The sequence below is a fragment of the Pseudoalteromonas sp. L23 genome (genome assembly GCF_021728455.1).
In the GTDB taxonomy this organism is placed as follows: Bacteria; Pseudomonadota; Gammaproteobacteria; order Enterobacterales; family Alteromonadaceae; genus Pseudoalteromonas.
The window spans coordinates 69,178-91,622 of record NZ_JAKKCW010000014.1; the positions used below are offsets into that span (position 1 = coordinate 69,178).

At 44.4% G+C, this 22,445-nt stretch carries 22 protein-coding genes; 11 read left to right on the forward strand and 11 right to left on the reverse strand.

Annotated elements, in window-relative coordinates; all coding sequences use genetic code 11:
- The first annotated feature begins 38 nt into the window (after positions 1-38).
- The gene (locus tag L3V43_RS19305; RefSeq protein ID WP_010607788.1) at positions 39-926 is read left to right on the forward strand and encodes a LysR family transcriptional regulator; all 888 of its coding nucleotides are present in this window, start codon (positions 39-41) and stop codon (positions 924-926) included.
- 23 nt (positions 927-949) lie between these two features.
- Here L3V43_RS19305 and L3V43_RS19310 read toward each other — a convergent pair whose 3' ends face one another.
- The 4 genes from L3V43_RS19310 to L3V43_RS19325 form a co-directional block, all read right to left on the reverse strand.
- Complete coding sequence (locus L3V43_RS19310) at positions 950-1,336, reverse strand: hypothetical protein (RefSeq protein ID WP_010607789.1); 387 nt, start codon at positions 1,334-1,336, stop codon at positions 950-952.
- On the reverse strand, positions 1,336-2,928 hold the full coding sequence (locus L3V43_RS19315) for a S41 family peptidase (RefSeq protein ID WP_237117217.1): 1,593 nt from the start codon (positions 2,926-2,928) through the stop codon (positions 1,336-1,338). The genes L3V43_RS19310 and L3V43_RS19315 overlap by 1 nt, the downstream gene beginning before the upstream one ends.
- A 63-nt stretch (positions 2,929-2,991) precedes the next feature.
- Entirely contained in the window at positions 2,992-3,612 is a 621-nt protein-coding gene (locus tag L3V43_RS19320) for an endonuclease (RefSeq protein ID WP_010607791.1), read from the reverse strand.
- An 85-nt stretch (positions 3,613-3,697) separates the two neighbouring features.
- Positions 3,698-4,408: a hypothetical protein gene (locus L3V43_RS19325; RefSeq protein WP_237117231.1), complete on the reverse strand. Its 711-nt coding sequence runs from the start codon at positions 4,406-4,408 to the stop codon at positions 3,698-3,700.
- A gap of 155 nt (positions 4,409-4,563) precedes the next feature.
- Here L3V43_RS19325 and L3V43_RS19330 point away from each other — a divergent pair, with 155 nt between their 5' ends.
- Together L3V43_RS19330 and L3V43_RS19335 are read left to right on the forward strand one after the other, a co-directional pair.
- Positions 4,564-4,944 (forward strand): hypothetical protein, encoded by a 381-nt coding sequence (locus L3V43_RS19330; RefSeq protein ID WP_010376275.1) that lies wholly within the window; start codon positions 4,564-4,566, stop codon positions 4,942-4,944.
- A 118-nt stretch (positions 4,945-5,062) separates the two neighbouring features.
- Complete coding sequence (locus L3V43_RS19335) at positions 5,063-6,232, forward strand: DUF3103 family protein (RefSeq protein ID WP_237117218.1); 1,170 nt, start codon at positions 5,063-5,065, stop codon at positions 6,230-6,232.
- Positions 6,233-6,299: 67 nt separating this feature from the next.
- Here the strand turns inward: L3V43_RS19335 and L3V43_RS19340 are convergent, their stop codons facing one another.
- The gene (locus L3V43_RS19340) at positions 6,300-7,910 is read right to left on the reverse strand and encodes an endonuclease (RefSeq protein WP_237117219.1); all 1,611 of its coding nucleotides are present in this window, start codon (positions 7,908-7,910) and stop codon (positions 6,300-6,302) included.
- Positions 7,911-8,210: 300 nt separating this feature from the next.
- Here L3V43_RS19340 and L3V43_RS19345 point away from each other — a divergent pair, with 300 nt between their 5' ends.
- From L3V43_RS19345 to L3V43_RS19365, 5 genes are all read left to right on the forward strand, one after another.
- Complete coding sequence (locus L3V43_RS19345; protein ID WP_211859888.1) at positions 8,211-10,028, forward strand: assimilatory sulfite reductase (NADPH) flavoprotein subunit; 1,818 nt, start codon at positions 8,211-8,213, stop codon at positions 10,026-10,028.
- A gap of 44 nt (positions 10,029-10,072) precedes the next feature.
- Positions 10,073-11,794 (forward strand): assimilatory sulfite reductase (NADPH) hemoprotein subunit, encoded by a 1,722-nt coding sequence (gene cysI / locus L3V43_RS19350; RefSeq protein WP_235368570.1) that lies wholly within the window; start codon positions 10,073-10,075, stop codon positions 11,792-11,794.
- A gap of 38 nt (positions 11,795-11,832) precedes the next feature.
- A complete protein-coding gene (locus L3V43_RS19355) occupies positions 11,833-12,573 on the forward strand; it encodes a phosphoadenylyl-sulfate reductase (RefSeq protein ID WP_010607797.1) in 741 nt (246 codons plus the stop codon).
- A 104-nt stretch (positions 12,574-12,677) separates the two neighbouring features.
- A complete protein-coding gene (locus L3V43_RS19360) occupies positions 12,678-13,442 on the forward strand; it encodes an amino acid ABC transporter substrate-binding protein (RefSeq protein WP_237117220.1) in 765 nt (254 codons plus the stop codon).
- A gap of 13 nt (positions 13,443-13,455) precedes the next feature.
- The gene (locus L3V43_RS19365) at positions 13,456-13,995 is read left to right on the forward strand and encodes a DUF4124 domain-containing protein (protein ID WP_237117221.1); all 540 of its coding nucleotides are present in this window, start codon (positions 13,456-13,458) and stop codon (positions 13,993-13,995) included.
- Here the strand turns inward: L3V43_RS19365 and L3V43_RS19370 are convergent.
- The 3 genes from L3V43_RS19370 to L3V43_RS19380 all read right to left on the reverse strand — a co-directional run bounded on the left by L3V43_RS19370 (position 13,992) and on the right by L3V43_RS19380 (position 15,882).
- Positions 13,992-15,077 (reverse strand): NAD(P)/FAD-dependent oxidoreductase, encoded by a 1,086-nt coding sequence (locus tag L3V43_RS19370; RefSeq protein ID WP_235368568.1) that lies wholly within the window; start codon positions 15,075-15,077, stop codon positions 13,992-13,994. The genes L3V43_RS19365 and L3V43_RS19370 overlap by 4 nt on opposite strands.
- 71 nt (positions 15,078-15,148) lie before the next feature.
- The gene (locus L3V43_RS19375) at positions 15,149-15,367 is read right to left on the reverse strand and encodes a hypothetical protein (protein WP_102055937.1); all 219 of its coding nucleotides are present in this window, start codon (positions 15,365-15,367) and stop codon (positions 15,149-15,151) included.
- A 77-nt stretch (positions 15,368-15,444) separates the two neighbouring features.
- Positions 15,445-15,882: a hotdog fold thioesterase gene (locus L3V43_RS19380; RefSeq protein ID WP_010607802.1), complete on the reverse strand. Its 438-nt coding sequence runs from the start codon at positions 15,880-15,882 to the stop codon at positions 15,445-15,447.
- A 95-nt stretch (positions 15,883-15,977) separates the two neighbouring features.
- On the opposite strand from L3V43_RS19380, the gene L3V43_RS19385 reads away from it, so the two are divergent.
- Positions 15,978-16,739 (forward strand): hypothetical protein, encoded by a 762-nt coding sequence (locus L3V43_RS19385; protein ID WP_010607803.1) that lies wholly within the window; start codon positions 15,978-15,980, stop codon positions 16,737-16,739.
- 49 nt (positions 16,740-16,788) lie between these two features.
- On the opposite strand, the gene acnA is transcribed toward L3V43_RS19385, so the two are convergent.
- Entirely contained in the window at positions 16,789-19,524 is a 2,736-nt protein-coding gene (gene acnA / locus L3V43_RS19390) for an aconitate hydratase AcnA (RefSeq protein WP_237117222.1), read from the reverse strand.
- Positions 19,525-19,792: 268 nt separating this feature from the next.
- Positions 19,793-20,161, reverse strand: a complete 369-nt coding sequence (locus tag L3V43_RS19395) for an RNA-binding S4 domain-containing protein (protein WP_045962213.1) — start codon at positions 20,159-20,161, stop codon at positions 19,793-19,795.
- 198 nt (positions 20,162-20,359) lie between these two features.
- On the opposite strand from L3V43_RS19395, the gene L3V43_RS19400 reads away from it, so the two are divergent.
- Both L3V43_RS19400 and L3V43_RS19405 read left to right on the forward strand, forming a co-directional pair.
- Positions 20,360-20,629: a hypothetical protein gene (locus tag L3V43_RS19400; RefSeq protein ID WP_010607806.1), complete on the forward strand. Its 270-nt coding sequence runs from the start codon at positions 20,360-20,362 to the stop codon at positions 20,627-20,629.
- An 84-nt stretch (positions 20,630-20,713) separates the two neighbouring features.
- Entirely contained in the window at positions 20,714-21,376 is a 663-nt protein-coding gene (locus tag L3V43_RS19405) for a hypothetical protein (protein WP_237117223.1), read from the forward strand.
- On the opposite strand, the gene L3V43_RS19410 is transcribed toward L3V43_RS19405, so the two are convergent.
- On the reverse strand, positions 21,353-22,360 hold the full coding sequence (locus tag L3V43_RS19410; protein WP_237117224.1) for an extracellular solute-binding protein: 1,008 nt from the start codon (positions 22,358-22,360) through the stop codon (positions 21,353-21,355). The genes L3V43_RS19405 and L3V43_RS19410 overlap by 24 nt on opposite strands.
- Positions 22,361-22,445: the final 85 nt, after the last annotated feature.

Sequence of the window (22,445 nt, forward strand, 5' to 3'; positions counted from 1 at the left end):
AACGCAAAGCTTATGTGCATATATGCACAGAGGTGGTTATGGATAAATTCACAGATTGGCAGGATCTTAAGGTCGCTTATACGGTTGCCAAGCTTGGTACCTTATCAGCGGCGGCAGAGCATTTAGAGATCCACCACAGCACGGTACTGAGGCGAATAAATAGCTTAGAAGAAGCACTGGGAACGCGGTTATTTCACCGTCATGCCCGAGGTTATCAGGTAACACAGGCAGGAGAAAAGTTACTTGCGACGGCGAGTCAAATAGACGAGCGCTTGATGGAGTTGAGTACTTCTATTGTTGCTTCGGACAGCCAGCTTAGAGGTAAGCTTTTGGTGACAACGGTCAGTGGTTTTATGGATATGCTGTCGGAGCCTTGTTTGACTTTTCAGCAATTACACCCACAGGTACAACTTGAAGTCATTCTCGACCAAAAGCGTTTACGCTTAGATCATGGACAGGCGCATGTTGCGGTGAGGGCAGGACCAAAGCCCGATGAGCCCGACTACATAGTGCAGCATCTAAATACTTTAGAAGCAGGCTTGTATGCGTCTTCAAGCTATATCAAGCGTATGGGGATCCCCAAAACACTTGAAGCGTTACAGACGCATTACTTTGTCTCTGGTGTGGCCGGGTTTAATGCAAGAGTGCCATATTTCGCTTGGGTAGATGAACATATCCCTGAGACACAAGTGACACTTAGGGTATCTGAAACGTCAGACGCGTCGCGTGCCATTGTTAACGGTTTAGGTATTGGTGGGCTACAGCATGATGTGGCAAAACGTTATCCAGATTTACAGCCGGTGTTGCATGATGAGTTAAAATGGTTAAGCCAAGTTTGGCTAGTTACCCATGTACTGGTTCACCGAACTGCAAAAGTACAGGCATTGTGTGACGTGTTAAAGCGCCATTTTGCTAATTTGAGTTGAGGCTAATAGATTGAGATCAGGCGCTATTTTTCCAGCTTTTTGCAGCTAACTTTACTGAGCACGACATAAGTATCCTTTTTCGGATAGTAGAGTACACACTGGGTGTCACGAAGCTGCAAGATGAAACTCTCATAAGCGAGATTATGGGCACCTAAAATTGGACTGCCATTGCCATCTAGGCTTTGGCCATGCTCAAGCAGTAGTGTTGGACTACGTTGAAAAACGGTGCTTGCGAGCGTCGGTGGTACGCCGCCTTTGAGTTTTACTATAGCTTGCTTGAGTTGTGATAACACCTCGGGCGTAGAAGCTGAGAGTACAGCCTCATTAACCGAAGTTGATGCAGGCGCGCTATTGCATGCTTGCATCAATAAAGCCAAAGCGATGATTTTCACCGCTTTTAGCGGCGCCATTATTGCGGATCCTTAGGCTTCATTAAAATTGCATTTTCCCGCAGTGGATAGACTGGAAGCGTAACCGCATGCTCCTTATTTTGATACTGTGGCAGAGCAGTAGGCGCAAATTGCGCTACATTTGGGCAACGACCGGTATCTATATGTGTCAGTGCTGCGGCGAAAAGATCTTCCTCTTGACTGCCTAGCGGTGCAGAGAAGTCATCTGCGACAATACAGCCTGGCACTTGTGCGCTTAGGCCAATTTCACCACTGCTTGACGCTCCTGAAGGGGTAAAGCCATCGGCATAAGCATCAAAGCCCTTCGCATTTTCCGAACCAAACTGAATGGTATAGTAAACCGTGCCGCAGTTTTGCGCGGGCACAAAGCCATAGGGCTTACCTCGAGTGGTACCACCGATCAAAAAGACTTCAACATCAATGCCGCGCAGGCCATTAATTACATTTTCACTGGCAGAGGCCGTGCCTCGTGTCGAGAGGATATAAACTCTAGGTAAAGTTACCGTGGGTAAAGAGGTGGTTGTAAACTTGTTTTCAGCCCAGTTAATTGTTCTAGACTCAAAAGCGGTGCGCTCTTCTTCAGCAGTACGCTTGTCATTTAAGGTGCTATAAGTGAAGGTTTTGTTTAGGCTGCTGTTGCCCGCAACCATATAGCCTAGTTGCGCTGCCATAATGACGCGACCACCACCGTTGTAACGCATGTCGAGTACCAGGTCGTCTATTTGCCGTGTTTTAAATAGATTAAATGCTTCAATTAATCCTTCTTGGGCTGTTGGAATAAATTGATTGAACTGCACATACCCAACCTGCTTGCCGCCATAGCTAATGACTTTAGCGTTTTGCACCGGTGAGGTTTCAATATCGACTGAAGTCAGGGTGACGGATTTTTCGTTGCCTGATTTATCTTCAAATACAAAGTTATGTGGCTCGCTTTGCTCTGGTGACAGGCCTGCATTCAGCGCAGCGGTATTATCACTTGAAATAAAGTCGACGCCATCTATCGAGAGGATCTTATCTCCACGTACGATCCCTGCATTCGCGGCTGGTGAATTAGGCTCTACTGCGGCGACAGTAAAGTTACGTGGTGGTGATGTGGATATGGCCGCCCAACGAATGCCATAACCGGTTGCAACACCCGATTGCGCTTCTTTTTGGAAGCTTTCATAAGATTCGTAGAAATGAAATTGATCTTTGGCATTGCCCGACGCCGTCGTTTGGTTTGTCTTTAATTGCTCGAAGTAATCAATAACAGTATCGAATTGTGTTGGGTCGTTATCTAGTACTTCGTCGTACCAAAGGTAGGTTTCGTTGGTAAAAGAGCGGAGCCACATTTTTTCATGCATCGCCGTACCAACCTTATCGGGATAAGGTTGGTCGTTGTTATATTTGTCTGTACCCGTTCTTGGGGAGGCGCAATAGTTAATTAACTGACTTGACGCAGGAAATTGATTAAACGTCCAAGTGGGCGGCTCGGTTTGTCCAGTGTTACTACCTGGGTTATCGGTGCCTAATGAATCGCTGCCACCGCCACCACAAGCGGCTAATAACAAGCTCATTGCTGTTGATGCGAAAACTAGAGTAATACGTTGCATCGTATTCACGTTCCTGTTTTAGTTGTATGACTAAAAACTAGCACCGCTTGGGTTATCTCGCAATCACTGTTTCTGCCAAGCCGTGAATAATTTCCGCTGTTGTGGAGAGATTTTTAACCCGTAGGTTTTTTCCATGTAAAAGTACGCATCAGCAATGCGTTTTCTAGCGTACTCTGGTGGTTCAATTCGGCGTAACTTAAAGTCAATCTTTACTGGACACGCGCCATAGTTTGCTTCAGTACTTGGTAACATGCCAAAACGAAAATTAGACCGATCCCCATTGATTTCACCAATCGCTGGAGCAAGGTTGTGAATATCTGCTTCCATCTTCCTGAATTGCTCACTGACTTTACGGCAGTGCTTTCTGCCGCCATCTTGCCAGCACTGCAACTGATGTCCAAATTCCCACGCGGGCACGATATGCTCCCACTCAATGCGCTGAGCTCGGGCGTTTTCTTTGCCATTGCGAGTGTAAGGTAACCTCGGGGTATAACCACAACTTGCGGGATCAGGCACCAGCTTTTTGCCTTGCTTTTTGATATTACAATTACAATAAAGCGTGCGGGTATTGTCGGTAACTTGTTGTGATAAATGTTTCTTTGCTTTTGAGAAAGACGTGAACTCTTGAGCGTTAGCTGTTAATACAAATAAGCTAAGCGCTAAGATATAGCAATATCGTGACATAACCTCTCACCAAATGGTGGAATACAGGGAATGTCACTATATCAAAAAAATCATCAATACCAACAAGAGTGTACAGTAAGTCCCTTTATTTATTCGGTGCAGGGCGACGTTTTCGCCAAGGTGGAGATTGCAATAATAACAATATCCCTGTTAGACAAAAGAGTACACTCGTAGCGGCGAAGGAAATGAGCAAGGGGTTATTGAAATCCTCTCGTTCGTCGTAATCCATAATGTGTAGCATCCAAAAAAAATCAAAGATGCGCCACAACGTGCTACGCACCGTCACAACTTCACCGCTAGTTGCACTTAGATACAGCGTGGTGGAGAGGATATCGTTATATTCGACTCGCCAAACATCTTCCTTGTAACCTGCTTCTCTGGGGGCTGTGGCAAGTCGTTCAATATGGCTCACATCCGCTGCAATTAATAGGTGTTGCTTGGCCTGTTGTATTATTTGCTGTTGATTTGGAGTGGTAAAAGGTGCGCCTGTTATCCCGTTGAAAATGAGCTTTTCATCTTGGTTTAGCTTGATGATGGGAGTATCGAGAAAATGGCCGAACTGGATTTGGCGCACTTGCACCGTGCTTTGTACTAACTGATTGAGATCAGCTTGGTACGCGGCGGTGGGAAAGGGGTTGTCTAAGCTTCTATGCGCTAAGTGTTTACCATGGATCTTTGCCAATGGGATCGCGCTCATGACCAGCCCGCCTAATAGCCAAGCAAAGATCTGTAAAAACAATAAATAGCCAAGGTACTTGTGGAATTTACGTGCGGGTTTTAGCAGTTTTTTAATCATCACAATATGTTATTCTAGTTGCTCGTGAGTATGATAACTATAATGCACGGTGCTTAGAATGTGACAAATTGTCGCATTGTCCAATAAGTAATGTCCTTATCACACTGATAAATAAGTCATTACTAGATTTAGCTTTACAAGGTAGCTTTTAATACATGTCTGAAATTCAATTTTTAAATGTCGATTTGGAACTGGAGTCAAAGCAGGATATCAGTGCGCTAGTTTCGGATTTAAAGAAAAATGCTATCGTGCTGCATTACGATCAAGATGACTATCGTCAATTGGCTCGAATCGAAGCAAATACTAATGAATTAACCCCTGATAAAGCGATTAACCAACTGTGTGAGTTAATTGAGTCTTGTTCTAAAGCGGCACTTAAGCAATGGCTAGGTTGTACCAAGCGAACTTTTGACATTGGCTTTAACTCAGGCAAGTCGCCAAAGTGCTTTTCGCAAGCACTACAGGCAGATACGTTGCTTAGGATCTCTGCAATAGGTGCCGGTATAGAAATTACTATCTACCCAGTAGAAGAATAAAAACTCTAAAAGCTAGATTAAATTGTTTTATATGTTAACTATGTTAACGTGTTGATAATTTACTTTTGTTGTTTTATCTTGTTTATTCCATAACACGGATTATTTCTAGGAACGCAAGATGAAACAACATGTAACCCTCTCTACACTAATGATAGCCATGCTCGGCGGAATGTCTTTCGCAAGTTCTGCGGCAGACAAGGTTAATCTTAATACCTACAGTTCACTTAAGCAGCTTGATAAATTTAACGCTGCACCAATTCAAGTTGCTGATATAAAAAAGCAAATTGCGAAAAAATTAGCGCTATCACTTAATCACTTAGGTCCCCAAGTTCAAACTCAACTTAGCCAGTATCAGGATGCAGTTTCACTGGAGCAGCTACAAGTTCAGGGGTCAACTAAGCAGCTCATGACAGAAGCGAGCCAGTACACTCGCTCATTAAAAGGCCTGACTGACTATAGCTCTAATCTATACCAGCTGCGTATTGCTTCTAGCGAAATGCTAACAAAGTGGCAACAAGGTGAAGCGCCATTAATTGCTTTTGCGCCTAAAGGTGATGATAAGCACTGGCAATATGTAGAGGCTTTTGATGAGCACGGTCAATTGCATTTACTTGACGCACATACAATGCCAGAGCGACCTGTGCTAATCGTTGAACTTGATAGTGATAAGGTAAAACAAGAAGGCATTCAGGTAATGAAGCAAGTGTTTGCCAAGCAAGGCTTGGCAATGCCATCAACAGCTGTGCAGAGCAACGATGATGCAGAGCCGATTTCAACCAGTGTATTGAAGAAAATCAGACTAAATGACGATGAAGAGCCTTGGGTATCTGGGGCTGCGGAAGTTTACGGCATTGTAACAGGCGTCAACCCATCCCGAGATGAGCCTGTTCTAGATATTGTGGATATGCCATATTTGGACCACGATGGTACGGACTATACGCCTAACCAAATTATCATTCATTGGGAGCGATATCGTTGGCAAGCGGCAGATTTATTGCTGATGGAGCAAGACGACAATACTAACTATCAAGACTTAGCAACAACACTTTTGGATATTGTGACGCAAGTGATGCGTGCTATTCCTGATCCTAATGTTCAAGGCTATGCGATTATCCCGCAACTGACGAATCAATTGATCAAAGCAATGCCAAGCCATTGGTTTACTAACGATGATGACTATGTTGATGTATTTTACACCTTGTTTGAAGGACAAACTTACAACGGGCATATGGGCGCAAGTGGTAATGCGAAAGTGACGATTGAGCCACTTACAATTAACCCTCGCTAAATATTAGCCAAATATGTTATTGAAAAAAGGCCAGTTACTGGCCTTTTTTATTTCTTTTTATTTATAGTTACCAAATTGCTTCGACAAACTCTGGATGGTCTACAAATGGATTTCGGTTACCCTGAAATTCATAAGCCGCTTGGTTGCGCGCTTGCTCTAGGGCATCGACAGGATCTTCGTTATGCCATTTTTTTAGCATGTTGACGACCCAAGTTTCGAATACCTGGTGTTGTGTGCCATTGAGTACTGCATTGCTGTAGCTGGTATTATTTTGCCAGTTTGCAATCACATCTTGATAACGTGTTGCCATATAAAAGTAGACACGAGCAAAATCGCCTTTGAAATTGTCAATTGGCTCAAATACAGTGCCACTGTAATTAATACCAGATGCTGAACCTAGACGACTCCCGTTACTAGAGGTATAAGAAGCGCTTCCTACTTCACCAAATGGATAGTTACTGCGCTTTGAATTTACATAGCCATCAGAAGCAAAAATATGATGGATATCCGAATTCATCGGTTCTACTTGACCGCCAAACCAAGATTTGGGGAAGGAGTGTTCTCGGTTATAGCAATCGCCTTCGCTTCTGTAACTGCCGCACTGGGATCCTGTAGACACATAGCTAACATTATCATTTGCCGTTGGCTTCTCAGAGTAGCGATCTAAGATGCTGTTATCTTTTTCAAAATGGCGATCGCGCTCGTTCTGATCGATAAAGCCCCAAATAGCAGAATAACCTTGTGATTGGTGGTTACGAATAATCTGGTGTAACTCTGTTTTCAGTGCATAACCGCTCAGTCCAGTAGTAGAGGCATAGTAACCATCACCTGAAGGGGGAGGCGTGGTTGCGCCAAGCGTAAAGGTATGATCTTGACGATTGCTGAACTGGCCGCCGGAAGCGAGCGTTGTACCAGCGTGCGTTAAGGTATACTGGCCATTACCATTGGTGCAACAAATTCCGTCGCCATAGCTGTCTAAAATCGTAAAGGTATAACTACCGTCGTTAAGACATAAGTTTTCATTTACCGATTGATTATTGCTATAGCCACTACCACTAGCAACTGTTGTGTTTGCTGTATTAGTGATTTGCCAGCTTGTTTCGCTACCATAATTATCGGTCATCAAAGCGAGAGTGACACTATTATTTTGACAGCTCTGAGGCGGCTCTGGTGTGGTAGAAGTTGGACCAAAGCCGTCAACGTAGACAGTTTCATTACCGTCAAAACCACTGCCATCGTAAAAACGTAAGCCAACATTAATCGCAGTGGTTGCAGTTGCGGTATAGGTATAGCTAAGTTGTTGCCACTGCCCGACATTAAACTGATCTGAATAACCATGATAGCCGTCCACCACTAATCGTGCTTTGACGCCACCTTCCGTGTGATAGACCCAAGTGCTAAATTGATAGCTTTTACCTGCTTCAACGTTTACTTGCTGTTGTAAGTCTGTGCTACTTTGTGTTGCAGTAGTTACCTGCACCGCTGCGGCAAGATTACCGTCTTTTATTGGTGTCGTAACCGAGCTAAGTGTGATGCCCGAGTCTATCGTCGTCCATCCACTAGGGACTTGACCGCTCCAGCTCTCGAAACTGCCATTTGTAACTTCTGCAGCAGCGCTTAAGCTGAGTATTGAGCAATAAGAACTGAGTATTAGGTTTATATATTTCCCGTGTTTCATTTTTAGTCTCATTATTATGATTATCTGTATTATTGATTTGTCTGTGTATGACAGTTTGATTTTGCATCAAAACTGTTACGGCAATGTTAAACTTTTTAACGGTTAAATATCGAACTTCTTTTAATCTGTTTTCTTTGGACTTTTCAATCTTCAATAACTAAAAGGAATATAAAAGCAGATTCTATTCTTTTTGATCTCTCAATTTGCCACGTATGCTTCACGCTAATAAAAGTAGGCTACGCTGCGTGCGAGCCAGTTATGCAATGAGCAAGCAAAACCTTTTGGGTACGGGGATCCATGATGTTGTTAAGTCAACTTAATGCTGCAGCAAGTCCGCTGACACATGAACAACTGCAAAAACTACAAGGCTTAGTTGGAGAGTTAAATCCAATCCAACAGGCATGGGTGAGTGGCTATTTAGCTGCAACCGCAAATTCAGCTGCATTATCAGGTATTGCTGGACAAGCAACAGCGGGCGCTGACGAGTCTGCACCTCTGACTATTTTATTTGGTTCACAAACTGGTAACGCAAAAGGGGTTGCAAACCAAATTAAAGCTCAGGCGGAAGCGCGTGGCTTGACGACTAAGTTGGTCAATATGGCTGACTACAAACCTGCCAACCTGAAGAAAGAGAAGTTCTTAGTGATTGCTGTCTCTACTTACGGTGAGGGTGAGCCACCAGAAGATGCAGAAGCATTGCATGAATTCTTAGCGGGTAAGAAGGCGCCTAAACTGGAAGGTGTAAAGCAAGCTGTGATTGGCCTTGGTGATTCAAGTTATGAATTCTTCTGCCAAACGGCAAAGGATTTTGAAGCGCGCTTGGCTGCCCTTGGTGCTGAAATTGTTGTGCCGCGAGCTGACTTAGATGTGGATTATGAAGCTGAAGCCGAGGCGTGGATCGCACAGGCGCTAGATGCATTAGAGCCTGCGCTTAAAGCTCAGCAGCAAGCAGGTGGTGGTAACGTTATCAGCATGCCGTTTGGTGCTCCTCAGGCCGCAGCTAGTCAATATACAAAGCAAAACCCATTCGCGGCCGAGCTGAGTGTGGTACAAAAGATCACTGGCAGAAACTCAAGTAAAGATGTGCGTCACATTGAAATTTCCCTTGAAGGCTCTGATATCACCTATCAGCCGGGTGATTCACTTGGCGTGTATTTCTTAAATGACCCACAAGAAGTGGCGGCGGTGATCGATGTCTTAAAACTCGACAAAGCACAAACCGTTAAAATAGGTGAACTCACCGTTTCATTAGAAACGGCGTTGATTGAACATCTTGAGCTAACACAGTCGTATCCTGGCTTTGTTGAAAAGTATGCGATTGCGACTGGGAATGAGGAGCTAAGCGCACTTGCAAACGATAAAGCGGCATTGCGTGCTTATATCGAAGAACGTCAAATCTTTGATGTGATAAAGCAAAACCCTGCCAACATTGAGGCGCAAGCGCTAGTTGATTGTTGTCGCAAATTACAAGCGCGTTTGTACTCTATCGCGTCAAGCCAAGCTGAGGTGGAAGAAGAGGTGCATTTAACCGTAGGTTTAGTTGAATTTGATACCTTTGGTGAAAAGCATTTTGGCGGCTGCTCAGGTTATTTAGCGAATCGTGCTGAAGAAGGCACGAAAGTGAAAGTATTCAGTGAGCACAACGATAACTTTAGATTACCTGTCGACAATGCCACACCTGTGATCATGGTTGGCCCAGGTACAGGTATCGCACCGTTTAGAGCCTTCTTGCAAGAACGTGAGGCGCGTGACGCAGAGGGTGAAAACTGGCTGTTCTTTGGTAATCCACACTTTACAGAAGATTTCCTTTATCAAGTAGAAATTCAAAAGTATGTAAAGTCGGGTTTATTAACACATGTAGATTTGGCATTTAGTCGTGATCAGGCAGAAAAGATTTACGTGCAAGATAGACTGCGCGAGAAGGGCGAAGCTGTATTTGCATGGCTTGAAAAGGGCGCTCATTTTTATGTCTGTGGTGACGCTAGCAGAATGGCCAAAGATGTACACCAAGCACTTATCGACATCATTAAAACCCATGGAGGGAAAGATGATGAACAAGCTGAGCAATATCTTAAAGCATTGCGTAGCGCAAACCGTTATCAGAAAGACGTTTACTAACGCGTCTTGTTATACCGTCAGCCAATTTTAATGTAGGAAAGACAATGAGCAACTCTGAAATCAAACCGAATAGTAAGCTCGATGCAAACGCAAAGTTTTCTGATAATGAGCGTTTGAAGTCACAAAGTGCCCACTTACGTGGCACAATTTCAACGGATCTGACCGATCAACTAACCGGCGGCTTTACTGCGGATAACTTCCAATTGATCCGTTTCCACGGTATGTATCAGCAAGACGACCGCGATATCCGCCCAGAGCGTACTAAGCAACGGCTTGAGCCACTGCATAACGTGATGCTTCGTGCTCGTATGCCTGGTGGTATCATTAAACCACATCAGTGGTTGGCGATTGACGAGTTTGCAGCGGATAAAACCATGTATGGCAGCATTCGTCTGACAACACGTCAAACTTTCCAGTTCCACGGTGTACTGAAGCCAAACATCAAAGGGATGCATCAGCTGCTGAATAGCGTAGGTATCGATTCTATTGCGACGGCGGGGGATGTAAACCGCAACGTGTTATGTACAACTAACCCGGTCGAGTCTGAGTTACACCAAGAAGCGTACGAGTGGGCGGCTAAAATTTCAGAGCACTTGCTACCAAAAACTAAAGCTTACGCTGAGATCTGGCTGAACGGTGAAAAAACAGAGACAACGGCAGAGCCGATTTTGGGTGATACGTATTTACCACGTAAGTTCAAAACTACTGTGACTATCCCTCCGAACAATGAAGTCGATGTGCATGCCAATGACCTCAACTTTGTTGCTATTGCAGATGAGGGCAAGCTAATTGGCTTTAATGTGCTAGTGGGTGGTGGTTTGGCGATGACCCATGGTGACGTTAATACCTATCCACGTAAAGCTGATGACCTTGGCTTTATTCCGCTTGAGCATACACTTGCCGTTGCTGAGCATGTGGTTTCTGTGCAACGTGACTGGGGTAACCGAGTAAACCGTAAAAATGCAAAAACCAAATATACGCTAGATACATTTGGTACTGAGGTGTTTAAAGCGGAAGTTGAAAACCGTGCCGGTATGAAGTTTGAGCCAAGCCGTCCTTATGAATTCACTCACCGTGGCGACCGCTTTGGTTGGGTTGAAGGTATTGATGGTAAGCATCACTTAACGGTGTTTATCGAAAATGGCCGTATTTTAGATTTCCCAGATAAACCACTTAAAACAGGTTGTCGCAAAATTGCAGAAATCCACAAAGGGGATTTCCGCATGACTGCAAACCAAAACTTAATTATTGCTGGAGTTGCAGCTGAGGATAAAGCGCAAATCGAACAAATTGCCCGCGAGCATGGTTTGATAGATAGCGAGCATTCAGAGCAGCGTAAAAACTCGATGGCGTGTGTATCGCTACCGACGTGTCCACTTGCGATGGCAGAGGCGGAGCGTTATTTACCTGAGCTTGTGACAAAGGTAGAAGGGTTGCTCGCCAAGCATGAGGTTGCTGAAGAGAATATTATCCTTCGTGTAGTTGGCTGCCCTAACGGCTGTGGTCGAGCGATGCTAGCCGAGGTTGGATTCGTGGGTAAAGGACCTGGTAAATACAATATGTATTTAGGTGGTAACCGTGCTGGTACTCGCATTCCTAAGCTGTACTTGGAGAATGTCGGCGAAGACGTCTTCCTGCCAGCGCTAGATGAGTTGATTGGTCAGTGGGTCAGTGAGCGCAACGAAGATGAATGTTTTGGTGACTATGTCATCCGCAAAGAAATCGTTGCGGAAGTCAAAGTGTCAAAAACTGATTTCCACGCTTGATTTAGAACGGGCAGCTAGGCTGCCCATTGGATGAGAAAATGAGTGATTTTAAGCAAATATTGACTCTGGACAGCGCAACTCAGCGGATGCTACTCGCGGATGCTAATGCCCTACTGAGTGATAAAACTGCCGAGCAGAGAGTGGCTTGGGCACTGGAAAACTTACCGGATACTCACTTTTTGTCTTCTAGTTTCGGTATTCAAGCTGCGGTTATGTTACATCTTTTGACTCAGCAGCAGCCTGATATCCCCGTGGTACTTACCGATACGGGCTATTTGTTTCCTGAGACGTATCAATTTATTGAATCACTGTCAGAGCGTTTGGCACTCAATCTTAAGATATACCGTGCTAAGCAGAGTCCTGCTTGGCAAGAGGCGGTGTATGGTAAGTTATGGGAGCAAGGCGAAGAAGGGATTAAAAAATACAATACCCTAAACAAAGTTGAGCCGATGACTCAAGCGTTACGGGAACTTGGCGCAGGCACTTGGTTCAGTGGCTTACGTCGTCAGCAGTCTTCAACGCGTGCGGATAAGCCAATCGTTGAGCTCAGTCGCGGCACGGTCAAGTTTTACCCTATTATTGACTGGCATAATCGTGACGTGTATCAATATCTTACGAAGTTTGATTTGCCTTATCACCCGCTCTGGGAACAAGGTTATGTTTCTATGGGGGATGTTCACACCACCCGTAAGCTTGAACCTGGTATGACAGAGGAAGAAACACGTTTCTTCGGTCTAAATCGTGAGTGTGGGTTGCATATTGATGGTGATGGTATTTAGATCCGCAATGTTCATTTAGTAGATTTGAGTGTGGCTGGTTTTTTGACTTGGAAATTTCCAGCGATCGGTCATACTTAGTCTATTATTTGTTCAAGGTCTTGGAGGTGGCTTTGATCTACTTTCCAAAGACGATATTATTGCTATTTAGTTGTACTCTATCTTTTGTCGGACATACCAAGACTGCGGAAGAAAGTAAAACGTTTGTCAACTTTGCAGTACAGTATTATCCTCCGTTCATTATCGAACATGCCCAAGAACGGGGTGTGCTCATTGATATTTTTGAGCTGTTTGCAGCACAATATCATTACCAACCAAACTACCCTGTTTATCCCGAAAAACGTTCGACTGTAGAAATCGAACGAGGAAATGTCGATGTGCGGATGGAGTCAGAGCATTGGTATCGTGGCACTATGCAAATGTGTTGGAGTGCGCCAATTTACACAATTGAAGACGTATTTGTTACACACAAGCAGGCTGAGCAATTTGATGTAAATGGCTTAAACGAGCATTTATTTTTAGGTCGGTTTGGTTATACCTATCCTCAGCTAGAGCCGTATTTTGACAGTAATATGCTGCAGCGCAAAGACTATTACTCAGAATTTGATATTTTGTCCGTGCTTGCGGGCGGAAGTGACAAAAGTCTCGCTTTTTCTATTGTTGGCGAACCAACACTACGCTGGTTACAGCTGAAATATCCAGTATTAAAAAGTACTATCAGCGTGCGCGGCGTTTCGGATGTCGCGCCGTTGCAATTGCAGTTTGGCCGCACTCAAAGAGCGAAAAAATTGTGTGATGACTTTAATCACTTTTATGCTGACTTTAAAAAAACGGAGCAATTTAAGCAGATACTGTTAAAGTATGGTCTCTAAGGAAAGTCAGAGTATGAAGATGAAAGCCGCAAGTTACTTAATGATTATGATAATGCTGGTGGCGTTAGCCAGTTTGTTTGTATTGAAGCGCCCTGATGGCAAGCCATGGTTAAATGTAAATTCGTTGACCAACAAAGTTGAGCAGCAGGTAACAGAATTAACGGATCAAGGTGTGACAGCGTTTGATAAAGTGAAAACACACACGAAGGAGTTTGTGAGTGACGACACTCAGCAACCTACATCTGGGGTACAAGTGTATCGTTGGCAGGACGCTAAAGGACAATGGCATTACTCTGATAAACCCAATCCAAACGGCGAGTCGCAGTACTATCAATTAGATGAGCGCAAAATTACCGTGATAGCAGCTGAAGACACAAGTATTCTGAATAAACAACCAGCGCAAGCTGTAAGTAAAGAAACCGCTTCGGCATTACCAACTGCATTAAATCCAAAAGCGGTAAAACAGGTGATGGAAGATGCGAAAAACATCCAACAGCTGATGGACGATAGAACGAAACAGCTTGAAAAGGCGCTGGAGGAAAACCAGCGCTAAAGTCGTTGTTCAATATATTCTGCAATGGCGAGACTTGCGGTCAATCCCGGTGACTCAATCGCCATTAAGTTAACAAAGCCTGATATTCCATGTGTTGCCTCGAACTGAATTACAAAGTCACTTTGCTTTTCTTTGCTTAGTTTGGGTCTTATCCCAGTGTAATCCGCTGTAAGCCTACTCTCATCCAGACTTGGCCAGTACCGCTTTATTGCGGCGACAAAGCGCGCTTTTTGGGAGTCATCAAACTGGTAATCAATATTTTCAATATATTCGGTATCAGGGCCAAACTTGAGTTGCCCAGCTAAATCTACTGTCGCGTGTACGCCTAATCCATGCGTGTTAGGGAGAGGGTAGATGAGCTGTTGAAATGGGTGCTTACCATGATAGCGATAGTAACGGCCACGACAATAATAGGCGATGGCTTTGTCGCTATCGCCGGTAATTTTATTGAGCACATCGGGGGCATTCAGCCCCGCGCTGTTTATCAGCTGGTCACAGCCCATTTCGAACTGCTCGCCATCGCAGCGCATCGCAACAATAAAATCACTGCCTAATTGCTGCGCGTGAATAAACTCACTTTGCATTGCAACAATCCCCCCATTACTTTCAATCTCAGCGATGAGTGACAGTATAAATTGGTGGCTGTCTAAAATACCGGTGGAGGGAGAGAATAGTGCGCTATGTATTTTCAAATAGTTGAGCTGTTGCTCGATGGTCTTGGATGAAGCAAAGTCAATATCCGTGACAGAGTTAGCATGGGCACGCGTCTTAATTTGTTCTAGGCTTTTCGCTTCCTCTGCGTTTGTCGCAACAATGAATTTACCGAGTCGCTGAAAGGGAATGTTTAGCTGCTCACAGTGCGTGTAAAGGAGTGCTTTTCCTCGAACACAGAGCTGGTGCTTTAAGCTACCATAAGGATAGTAAATGCCCGCATGGATCACTTCACTATTACGGCTACTCGTATGCTCACCAACACGAGATTCTTTATCGATAACAATAACGCTGCGGCTCTGGCTGAGCTTTGCTGCTATCGCTAAGCCTACAACGCCTGCGCCAATAATTAGGGTGTCGACCTTTTCCACAAACTGAGTACCTTCATAAACGTAGACGCTCAGGGTGCAGTAAAACCAACCCAATATCAAGCTGGTATACGCTAATCTCGGTGCTCTCGACGCATTAGCAAAATGGTCAGATATATTTTAGTCGGTAAAGAACAAATGAGACCAAGCGCGACACAGCTCGCACCAATTATAAAACCGCTCGGACCAAGATCATTCAGCCAGTCGGTCGTTAACATGGTGTGGCCCGTGAAAATTAAAATCAATCCCGCTACGATGAGCATATGCAGAGGCCAAAGCTTTTGAGTTGACACAGTACCACCTCACTATTTTGTGTGTTGCAATAATAATGAGGTGGATTTGGTTTTTTGTAGTTGTGATAGATCAAGTTTTAGCGTGATACTACTGCGGCGGTCATTCTGGAAATGCAGCATAGTTCATTGCGACTGTTAGTGATGCGGATCTCCCATACAGATGAACGTTTTCCTAGGTGCACTGGCTTAGCTATAGCTGTGAGCATGCCTGTTCTCGATGCTTTTAAGTGATTAGCATTGATCTCTTGCCCTACACAGTAGAATTGTTCGGTATCTACAACAAAGTTTGCTGCGTAACTTGCAACGGTTTCCGCTAAAGCAACGTTTGCGCCGCCATGGACCATACCCATGGGGTTATGATGTTCAGGAATCGCAGGCATAGTAGCAACTAAGTAGTCGTCACCCACCTCGCTGATTTCTATCCCTAACGTTTTCATAAGCGTACCTTTACCTGTCATGCCATCTTCCAGCTTTTTGCATAACTCTACACTTACGGGTTTAAACCAGATTGCCATACTTGTCTCTCTTTTGAATACATATGCTTACATTTTTTTACTATGGCGATTTTTTTTCGTAGTTACAATCGTTTCATTAACATAAAGGGGAAAGTATGAAAGCATTATCACTGATAGGACTGTTATTTTATTCAGGTTTCAGTATGGCCAACTCTCACGAAGTAAGTGTTGGTTTCGGAGAGTTTTTAGAGATTGAGGATGGATTCTTAGGTGTTCAGTATCGACACTACCTTACTGAGTTAGAGAATGATGGTACACCCTATGGTTTACAGGGGTATCTGCAAAAGAGTAATAACTTCTCTGTAGGTGGTTTTAAAAATGATGATTGGCATCTTTATCAAGCTGATGCTGAGTTCTTTATTGGACGAGACTGGCGAGTTGCCGTTGATGTAACTCAATTTAGAGATGACTCTGCACTTTTTACTGCGACGCGAGATACGATAGCGCTGGTACAAGTGGGACGTTTTGTTAGTGAGAATATGCAGCTTGGTGTTACGCTCATTGGTGAGCGCTCAGAATTTGATAACTACGGAGTGGATGAACGAGATACAGAAACGGCAATAGCGCCATTTTTTCGTTATACAGAGATTGATAATGGCGTTGGATGGGATGTAAAAATGCAAAAAGTCGCAGCCGACATCGACTTTTGGCAGATCCATGCTGGCTATTATTTGGCTAAGAATTGGCAGATCTCTGCATCAGCTCGATTACGTGAAGATGATTTTGATCAATCCGTAGTGGAGTTACAGACTGATTATTGGTTTAGTTCACAATCGGCGCTGAAGTTTGGAATTGGCAGTGCGCTTGATGATGGTGGCATCAATACAATTACGCTGATTTACACTCAAAGGTTTTAAAAAAGACGGCCGGTGCCGTCTTTTCCATTAAAGTATTGCCAAATGAGGCCTATAGCATTTGTCTTAAGACGTACTGTAAAATCCCGCCATGTTGGTAGTACTCCCACTCTTTAGGGGTATCGATCCGGATATCCGCCGAAAACTTGATTTCTTTGCCATCCGCATTTGTTGCCGTGACTACCACTTCGGTTGATGTGTCGTATATCCCTTCAATTTCAAACTCTTCTTCGCCAGTTAGTCCCAGTTCTTCGTGGCCATCATCTGGTTTAAATTGTAGCGGTAATACCCCCATACCAATGAGGTTAGAACGGTGAATACGCTCGTAGCTTTTAGCAAGTACGGCTTTAATCCCAAGTAGTAAAGACCCTTTAGCAGCCCAGTCTCGTGATGAACCCGTGCCGTACTCACTGCCCGCGAGCACAACGAGTGGCGTATTACGCTGCTGATAATGCTCCGCAGCATCGAAAATACTCATAAGTTCGCCCTCAGGCAATAGGCGAGTAATACCACCTTCGGTACCTGGAGCCAATTGATTGCGTAAGCGCACGTTTGCAAATGTACCTCGCATCATAACTTCGTGGTTACCTCGACGCGAACCGTAAGAGTTAAAATCAGCTTGTTTCACTCCTTGCGCTTGTAAATACTCCCCAGCTGGGGCCGAGGCCTTGATATTACCTGCTGGAGAAATATGGTCAGTCGTTACTGAGTCACCCAGTTTAGCGAGACAGCGTGCGCCTTTGATACTTGGGATCCCTGGTGGTTCTTTACTCATATCATCAAAGAAAGGGGCTTTTTGAATATAAGTAGAGCTATCTTGCCAATCATAGCGCTCACTCTGATTTACCGCGATTTGTTGCCAATGTTGGTCGCCTTGGTAAACGTCTGCATAGTTCTTCTCAAACATGGCTTGTGTGACTGTCTGAGACACAAGTTCACTGACTTCTGAGACCGATGGCCAAATGTCTTTTAAGAACACATCTTGGCCATCATCGGTTTGGCACAATGGCTCATTGTAGACATCGATATCAGTGCGGCCTGCAAGTGCATAGGCAACAACAAGTGGCGGCGAGGCGAGAAAGTTCATTTTTACATCTTGGTGGATCCGCCCCTCAAAGTTGCGGTTTCCTGATAAGATGGAACTGACAACCAGCTGATGTTTAACGATGGCTTCGTTAATTTCTTTCGGTAAGGGACCTGAGTTGCCGATACAAGTCGTACAACCATAGCCCACTAAATCAAAACCTAGTTCAGCAAGAGGTTCCAATAGCTCGGCTTGTTTTAGGTAATCGGTAACTACTTTTGAGCCAGGAGCCAATGAGGTTTTTACCCAAGGCTTAGGCTTTAAGCCAAGTGTCTTTGCTTTTTGTGCAACAAGGCCTGCGGCAAGAATAACACTTGGATTAGAGGTGTTTGTGCAACTTGTGATGGCGGCAATTACGCAGGCGCCATCGACTAATTCAAACTCTTGATCTTTAAATGTAACCTTACCGACGCCAAGCGTCGCGGGCTCATCTTGATCAACTCGAGAAGTCCCGCCTTCACCAACAGTGCGAGCTTCATCTTGATCTGACACGGCATTTTTTTCACTGCGCTCATGTTGGAGTTCACCTAAATGGGCTTGAATTGTTTTGCCTGCGTCATTGAGAGGAATTCTATCTTGTGGGCGCTTTGGACCTGCAAGGCTTGGAACCACTGTCGCTAAGTCTAGTGTCAGTACGTCGGTGTAAAGTGGTTCATCTCCTGGTTCTCGCCACATGCCTTGATGTTTGGCATAACCTTCGATTAATGCAATTTTTTCTTCATCACGATTGGTTAGTCGTAGATACTCCAAGGTTTCGTTATCAATGGGGAAAATACCGCAGGTTGCCCCATATTCAGGTGCCATGTTGGCGATGGTGGCACGATCGGCAAGTGGTAAGTCTGCTAAGCCATCACCAAAGAATTCGACAAACTTACCCACTACGCCGTGTTCACGTAGCATTTGTGTCACGGTGAGTACCAAATCAGTTGCGGTTGTGCCTTCAGGCAACTGTCCTTCCAGTTTAAAACCAACGACCTGAGGAATGAGCAGCGAAATTGGCTGACCAAGCATGGCGGCTTCGGCCTCAATGCCGCCTACGCCCCAACCTAAAATGCCAAGACCGTTGATCATTGTGGTATGAGAGTCAGTTCCCACTAATGTATCAGGGTAGGCGAATGGCATACCATCGATTTCTTTTTCGAATACGACACGTGCTAAATACTCTAGGTTAACTTGGTGCACGATCCCGGTTGCGGGTGGCACCACTTTTAGATTGTCAAACGCGCCTTGCCCCCAGCGCAAAAATTCATAGCGCTCTTTGTTGCGTTGGTACTCTAACTTTGCATTAAGATCAAAGGCGCCATCGTGGCCATATTCGTCTACTTGTACAGAGTGGTCTATGACCATTTCAGCGGGTGATAAGGGATTGATTTTATTTGGATCGCCACCGAGTTTTGCCATAGCGTCACGCATTGCTGCAAGATCCACGATGGCTGGTACGCCTGTAAAATCTTGCATCACGACACGCGCGGGCGTAAATGCAACTTCTTTACTGGGTTTATCTTCCGGCTTCCAGTTGAGTAAGGCATCGATGTCTTGAGCAGTCACGTTCTTGCCATCTTCATGACGCAGTAAATTTTCTAATAAAATTTTAAGCGAAAACGGTAATCTTCTTGCCCTATCGCTTAAAGCTGGAAGTGAGTGAATATGGACCTGACGCTCGCCGACGGTAAGCTGAGTCAGGGTGTTATATGAATTATTCATGCTTGACCCTTTCCTTATACCAACTGCACTTAAGATTTGCTCCATATAAGAGGGGAGTAGAGCATCCAATTAAATGAATTGGTTTTGTTCTAAAAATGCATAACAAGGTGCATAGAATGTACCAGTTGCAGACTTGCCGTTTTTTTGTACTGCTATAGTCCTAGTGTTGATTGGACACTTTTTCAAGGGGGAAGTGCACTTTCGCGAAGCATCGGTGCACTAAAAAGGTGAGCGTTTTTGTAATTAAATACGTCAACGTGTGAGATTGCTAGCCAAAGGAAATGGGTTTTCGGCCTGTATTTTTGTCCACTTGTGTGTAAGATTTTCCTGACTTTTGTCGTTTTTTCTTACTCGGCGTTGGTGCCGTTTCGGCGCGTGGAGTGGCAACTGCACGCGGTTGCGGCGTTGCATCAGGTGCTAAGGTTAAATGAAATTCATCACCATCAAAATGCAGAATATCGCCTGAATAAATCTTTTTACGTTTTTGCGTACATATTTCATCGTTGACTGCTACATAACCTTCAGTGATCAATAACTTAGCATGTCCGCCAGTTTCTGCTAAGTCGAGTACTTTCAAAAGGTTACACAATTCTATCGGCTCTTCTTCGAGCTCAATTTCAATAAACCCATCTTGCATTTTCATAACCTCAACATGCCGTATTTACCTAACACAGCCAGTGTCTTATTGCCTTATACGACAGTATATAAAATTACTGCGGTGAATGACGAAACTTTTTCGTTAAATCCGGGGTCTTTAACATTACTGAAGCATTTGGTGTGTATCTTGCACGCCGTCCACGCGATTTGTTTTTATCAGTATTTTATGGAGGCAACGATGGGTATTCGCACAGCATTAAGAAAAGAGCTTATGAATGTAGATAAGACAGATCTAATGACCGCGGATGATGTACGTCACTATGTCAATGAGTCTCTCACACAAGCCAAGGATAAGCTTTCTGTCATCTCCCGATTTAATGAGCATCATAGTCAGGTGCAAGCAGGGCTGCCAAGTCAGGAACTGCACTTACGTCATCAACAGCATCGATTGTTTAAAGATATTCTTTACCCTAAATCTTCTGTTGAAAATTGGTTGTCTAGGTGTTAATTTGAAGCATTAATAAGACTGAGGTTGAAGCATACTTCCCTAGGAAGGTGCATTTCAAACCGAGGCGTAACACCAAGGATGACAATGCAACGTATTTTCGCAATTGCTACTTTATTGTTGAGTGGCTGTAGCACCCAAACTTTACATATCTTTGAATCCGGCCTCGATGAAGGTACTAGAGCTAACTTAGTTCAAGCATTGGAAAAGCGAGATATTCATTATCGTTTTACCGAGCTTCCCGTACCGCTACAATATGAGAGTGCACAATTAAATATTCCACCGATGACTTCAGGCGACAATTGGCTTAGGGATATTGAATATGTAGTGAAAGAGATTGGTTTTGATACGCTGACAATTTCAGAATTTAATATGGAAGGGCACCGTTATACACCGAATAACGCGGGGTTGTATCTGGTGCAAAACAGAGCTGCTCAAGCATTGCCAGATCTATTGTTTGCCCACCAATGTAAAGATGATTCTATCCAATTGCAGCTGAAACCCAATGGTCATTGGCAGCAGGTTGGCACTGAGTATCGGGGGCGTTGGATCTATAAAAGTAATTCTCTTACGCTCACGTGGCATGAGAAATCCGAGCAGCACCCCTACCAGCAAGTGTATGCCGAGCGTGAACATACAGTGCAGACATTACAGGGACCCAAGCCTGCAAAAACATTTGCCCGCCAGCAGCTTTTCGATGGGCCTGTGCCTGTATTTAACTGTGACTTACAAGTGATCTTTGCTGAGTGAGTTAATAACTCGTTGGGCTCGTGACACTTGCTGCAGGCCGAGCTTCACCTGTTTCGTGGCGGGGACAAATGGAGTAGGAGCCGTTTGCGAGCTCTGAATCACAGGATATTCATGAAGCAAATTAGCATACATGGATTGAGTACTCGGTTTCAGCAAGAAATCAATAAATAGCTCGGCATTGTGTGCATTGGGTGAATGCTTTGCTATCGCAACCGTGGTGGTAGAAATAGGCGTTTTTCCCGAGTGCATCTTCAGAAAGTGGATCTCTAGCTGTTCGGCAAGTGCCTTATCGCGCTTATTCTCGGAGTGCTGCATCATGCTCCAGTAATAGTGATTCGCCAGCGCAAATTCACATTGGCCTTGTGCAAGCGCTCGCAGTTGATCTCTATCTCCTCCAGCAGGACGCTTTGCTAATAGCGTATTAGCGTGGTTGAGCCATGAGGAGTCATTGCTATTTGAAGAAGCGTAGAGGCTCGATGCTAACGTCAAGTTATAACTATGAGACCACTGGCGAATGCAAAATTTACCCTTGTAAAGCGATTTATCTAAATCCGAAAAGTGCTCGGGCAAGGGTGTAGAAACACCTTTTTTACGGAATAATGCGCGTGTCCTTATCGAAACACTGAGCCAACGCTTATCATCATCCTTGAGTTCAGGGTTTACTGCTTGCCAATTTGTGATCTTGTCGATAGGACGCAGTAGTGCTTTGTAATCATGCAGCTGAATTAGATCGGAGGTGAGCAACACATCGGCCTTTGAGTCCGCGCCATCGCTTTTGAGACGCTCAAGCAGTTGTACTGATTTACCATTTACGAGGTTTACGGTGATCCCAGTCTCTTTTTCAAATGCCTGGAGGACAGGTTGAATTAATTCATATTTTCTAAATGAATAGACGTTTACTTGCGAGGTGTGGGGTTGCTTCGCAACCGCTTGACCAAAATGTACCCAAAAGAGTAAAAAAAGAAAAAGTTTACTTTTATTCATTGCAAATAAGAATTATTATCGAATAGGTGTAGCATACAATGTTCGATGAAGATGTCCAGACTTAAACGACGCGTTTTTACAAATG